The 5,083-nt window shown below is 70.9% G+C and carries 2 protein-coding genes; both read left to right on the plus strand.

Annotated elements, in window-relative coordinates:
* Window positions 1–467 (plus strand): HAD family hydrolase (locus M0R80_31325; protein ID MCK9464134.1); only part of this gene is annotated, 467 nt, incomplete at its 5' end.
* Window positions 464–5,083 (plus strand): acyltransferase domain-containing protein (locus M0R80_31330; protein MCK9464135.1); only part of this gene is annotated, 4,620 nt, incomplete at its 3' end. The genes M0R80_31325 and M0R80_31330, both read left to right, overlap by 4 nt.

Raw genomic sequence — 5,083 nt, forward strand, 5'->3', positions numbered from 1 at the left:
GGGAGCTCGCGGCGCGGGCCGGGACGACGATCGAGCGCGCGGCGGCCTGGTACGACGGCGAGTTCCTGCCCGCGTTCGTGGAGCTGCTCGCGCGGCGGGCGACCGTGAGGCCCGGCCTCGGCCAGCTGCTCGAGCGGCTGCGCGGGCGCGGCGTGCGCACGGCGGTCGTCTCGGACTTCGGGCGCGTGGCCGAGAGGTTGTCGGCGCTGCGGATCGACACCGCGCTGTTCGACGACCTCGTCGCCGCCGAGGAGCACGGCGTGCTCAAGCCGTCCTCGGTCCCGTTCATGGCCGTGGCGCGGCGGTGGGCGATCGACGCCGCGGAGATCGTCGTGGTCGGAGATCGCGAGGATCTCGACGCGACGGCCGCATGGACGGCGGGGATGGAGTTCTTGAAGGTTGGTGGGGACTGGCAGGAAGTATCGAGCGCCATCGAGGCTCGAACGGAACTCGGAGTGACGACATGAGCCGTTACGACATCGCGATCATCGGCATGGGGTGCGTTTTCCCGAAGGCGAACGACGTCGGCCAGTACTGGCGGAACGTCGAGAGCGGCGAGAGCTTCTTCGAGCCCATGCCCGACCGGCTCTGGCACATGAGGAACTTCTATTCCGAGGACCGGAAGCGGACCGACAAGTCGTACACGATGGTCGGCTCGTTCATCGATCCTGTCGAGAATTTCCCGTTCCTCGAGTTCAAGCTGCCGCCGAATACGATGAAGGGGAGCGATCCGGCGCAGATCGCCACGCTCGAGTCGGTGCGACAGGCGCTCGCGGACGCGGGGGTCGCGCCGCGGTCCGAGCAGCTGCACGACGCGGTGACGATCATCGGCGCGAGCGGCGTGGATCAGTTCGCGCACTCGACGGTCGCCCTGAAGCGCCACAACTACCTGCGCGTCCTGCGTCCGCTCCTCGAGGAGCGCGGCGCCTCGAAGGCGACGCTCGACAGGCTCGCGGTCGAGTTCGAGGCCGAGCTCGCGCGGCGGGGCCACGTCTGGCACCCGGCGATCGCGGCGGTCGGCGCCATCACGCCGTCGCTCTCGAACCGAGTGGCCCAGGTGTTCGGCGTGCGCGGCTTCAACATGACCGTGGACGGCGCCTGCGCGTCCTCCTTCGTCGCGCTGAACGTCGCGTGCCATACGCTCATGGCCGGCGACGCGCGCCTCGCCGTGGTCGGCGGCTCCGATCTCGGCACCAACCCAGCGATCTACGCGGGGTTCTCCGCCGTGGACGGCTTGAGCAAGCGCGGCACGTCCAACCCGTTCGACCAGAGCGCGGACGGGCTCGTGATAGGGGAGGGGGTCGGCGTCGTCATCCTGAAACGGCTCGAGGACGCGCTCGCGGACGGGGATCGCGTCCGCGCGGTGATCAGCGGCATCGGCACGTCGAGCGACGGCGCCGGGCAGGCGATCTACGCCCCGTCCGTCGAGGGGAGGGCCGAGGCGCTCACGGCCGCCCTCGAGGTGGCCGGGATCTCGTCGCACGAGGTGCAGTTCCTCGAGGCCCACGCGACCTCGACCGTCGTCGGCGACGCGAACGAGTACGACGCCATCGCCACGGTGTACGCGCCGGGCCGCGATCCGCGCGATCCCCTGATCCTCGGCAGCGTGAAGGGGCAGATCGGCCACCTGAAGGCCGCAGCGGGCATGGCCGGGCTCATCAAGACCGTGCTCTCGATGGAGCACGCGACGTTCCCGCACATGCCGCGCTACGAGAAGCTGACGCCCCACGCGACCAAGGCGTCGGGTGCCCTGGTGGTCCCCACGCGGCTCGCGCCGTGGCAGCCGAGGCCGAGCGGCATGCGGGTGGCGGCCGTGACCTCGAGCGGGTTCGGCGGCGTGAACTACCATGTCATCCTGGAGCAGGGCGGCGTGCACCGGGCCCCGCCGGCGCGGCCGATCGTGCCGCGGGAGGTCGCGGTCGTCGGGATCGCGTGCCGGGTCGCCGGCGCGGACACCCCGGAGAAGTTCTGGGCGAACCTCGAGCAGGGACGCGATCTCTTCGTGCCGGTCGACCCGAAGGAGCTCGGCTGGGAGGAGCACTACGACGCCGGGCCGGAGGGCGAGCGGATCACCACCCGGATGGTCTCGCGCGTCGACGATTACAAGTTCAACCTGCTCAGGCACAAGATCTTTCCGACCGCTGTGTCCCAGATCGCGCCCACGCAGCTCCTCGCGGTCGACCTCGCGGATCGGCTGCTCACGGACGCCGGGTTCGATCTCCCGACGCGCAAGAACGTCGGCGCGTCGCTCGGCGCCATGCACGACGACAACTTCCCGAAGATCTTCATGCCGATGATCACCGAGGAGTACGCGGACGGAGTCCTCGCGTGCCCGTCGGCCAAGACGATCGACCGGGCGGCGCTCGCCGAGTGCATCGATGCCGCGGCCGCGAAGATCAAGGCGTTCGGGCCGCCGCCGACCGAGCACACGCTGCCCGGCTGGATGACGAACGTCATCGCCGGCCGCGTGGCGAACCGCCTGAACCTCTGCGGCCCGAACTTCACCGTGGACACGGCCTGCTCCTCCGGGATCGCGGCGCTCCTGCCGGCCATGTACGAGCTGATGTTCGGCCGCGTCGACTCGATGATCGCGGGCGGCCTGAACCAGCAGCTCTCGGACGCGTTCACGTGCGGCGTCTGCGCGCTCGGCGCAGTCGCGGAGAAGGAGGCGAAGCCCTACGACGAGGACGGCAAGGGGTTCCTCATCGGCGAGGGCGGCGTGTTCTTCCTCCTCAGGCGGCTCGCCGACGCGAAGCGCGACGGCGACGTGATCCACGCGGTCATCCGCGCCGTGGGCGGCTCGTCGGAGGCGGACTCGAAGTCGATGGTCGCCCCCACCGAGGAGGCGGTCCGGCGCGCGATCCGCGAGACCGTGGCGCGCGCGGGCGTGCGGCCCGAGGAGATCATCCTCTCGGATACGCACGGCTCCGCGAACCAGGCCTCCGACGTCGTCGAGGCGAGAGCGCTCGCGGCAGAGCTGCGCCCGAACGGCGGGCCGGAGCCTCTGCGGATCCTCGCGACGAAGTCCCACCTCGGCCACCTGTACGGCGGCTCCGGCGCGAGCTCCACCCTGACGACGATCCTCTCGCTCAAGGCGCACAAGGCCCCGCTCATCCGCAAGCTGCGCAAGGTGCGGCCGGAGATCGCCGCCATCGCGGACAAGGTCCGGCCCGTCGCCGCGACCGAGCCGCTGCCGCCCGGCGCTTCCGTCGGCGGCGTCAACTCCCTCGGCCTCGGCGGCGCGAACTACTTCGCGGTGATCGCCTCGCCGGAGCACGGCGATGGCGCCTCGAGGGCCGCTCCCGAGGGCGCACGGCTCGTGCCCGCCTCGCGCGGCGAGTCGGTGCGCGCAGGGGATCCGGGGTACGACGACCTGTTCCTGTGCCTCGCCGGCGACGACAGGGCGCTCGCTGGCGCGCTCGGCAGGGCGCTCGACCAGGATCCGATCCCCCGCGTCATCACCGAAGGCGCGGAGATCACGTCGCGGCTGGCCGTCACCTTCGACAGCCAGAAGGCGCTGCGCGCCAAGCTCGGCGCGGCGATCAAGATGCTCGCGGCGGGCGGGGCGCTCAAGCCGCTCGAGTCCCAGGGCGTGTTCGCGGCGCCCGCGTCGGAGGAGGGCTCGGACAAGCTCGCGTTCTGCTTCCCGGGGCAGGGCACGCACTACGTCGGCATGGGCCGGGTGTTCTACGACCGCGTCCCCGTGTTCCGCGACGTCGTGGACGGCGTGCACGACTTGGCGAAGAAGGCGTTCGACTTCGACCTCAAGGGGCACATCTACGGCGACGAAAACGACGAGGGGATCCAGCAGCGGCTCGGGACGCTCGTCGGCGCGCAGACCGCGCTGTTCGCGATCGAGCTCGCCGTCGCGCGCATGCTGATCGAGCAAGAAGGGATCCGGCCGGACGTCATGATCGGCCACAGCTTCGGCGAGATCTCGGCGCTCACGGTGGCCGGGGTCTGGGAGCTCGAGACCGCGTACGAGGTGGTCAAGGCGCGGATCCGCGCCGCCGAGATCGTGAAGACTTCGGGCGGCCCAGACCTCGGCATGATGAGCCTCATCTGCGCCGACGGGCAGCGCGACGCCATTCTGGCGCTCGTGGGCGACAGGGTCCAGCTGACCAACATCAACGCGCCGGGGCGGTTCGTCCTGTCGGGCGAGAAGGACGCGGTGAAGCGGTGCGTGTCCGCGGCCGAGTCGTTCGGCGTCGAGGCGCGCCTCCTGCCGATCGGCGCGGCGTTCCATTCGCGCTTCATGGAGCCTGCGCGGATCCCGTTCCGGGACGCGCTCCGGAAGCTCCCGTGCTCGCCGCCGCGGATCCCGATCCTGTCCACGATCACCGGCGAGTACGTCTCGCCTGAGGGGTTCACGAGCGACACGATCGCGGAGCACCTCTCGGGGCAGCTCGTCACGCGGCTCGATCTGCCGCGCGAGATCGGGCGGCTGCACGGGGAGGGGTTCCGGCACTTCCTCGAGGTCGGCCCCGGTTGGTCGCTCACGAAGATGGTCGACGCGATCCTCGAGGGAAAGCCCCACCGCATGGCGCCGACGCTGCATCCCAAGGTGGGCGACGAGGAGACCTTCCGGCGGGCCCGCGCGTTCCTCACGGCGCTCGGGCACACGCGGTCGGCCGCCGAGCGGCACGACGTGCCCGGGGTCTTCTCCGCGGACTTCGTCGAGTACATGGAGGCGAACGAGCCGGCGATCATCGCGCTGCTCGACGAGGCGCACCGGCGGTTCCTCGACAGCGCGCGCTCCAGGCACGTGCCGAAAGCGGCGAAGCGTCGCGGGACTCCGGGGACGTCGGGGACGGGTGGAAAAGCGGCGTCCATTCCGTCCACTCCGTCCACTGGGTCCACCGACGCTTCGGTCTGGATCGAGCGCCTCAAGGACAAGCTCGTGAAGACCACCGGCTACCCGCCGGAGATGCTCGAGGTGAACCTGGACCTCGAGGCGGATCTCGGGGTGGACTCCGTGCAGCGCGCGGAGATCTGGGTGTCGCTGACGACCGAGCACGGGCTGGATCCGAGCGTCCGGCCGACGGGCGCGCGGACGATCGCGCAGCTCGCCGAGAGTTTGGCG

Source organism: Pseudomonadota bacterium (genome assembly GCA_023229365.1).
In the GTDB taxonomy this organism is placed as follows: domain Bacteria; phylum Myxococcota_A; class Polyangia; order JAAYKL01; family JAAYKL01; genus JALNZK01.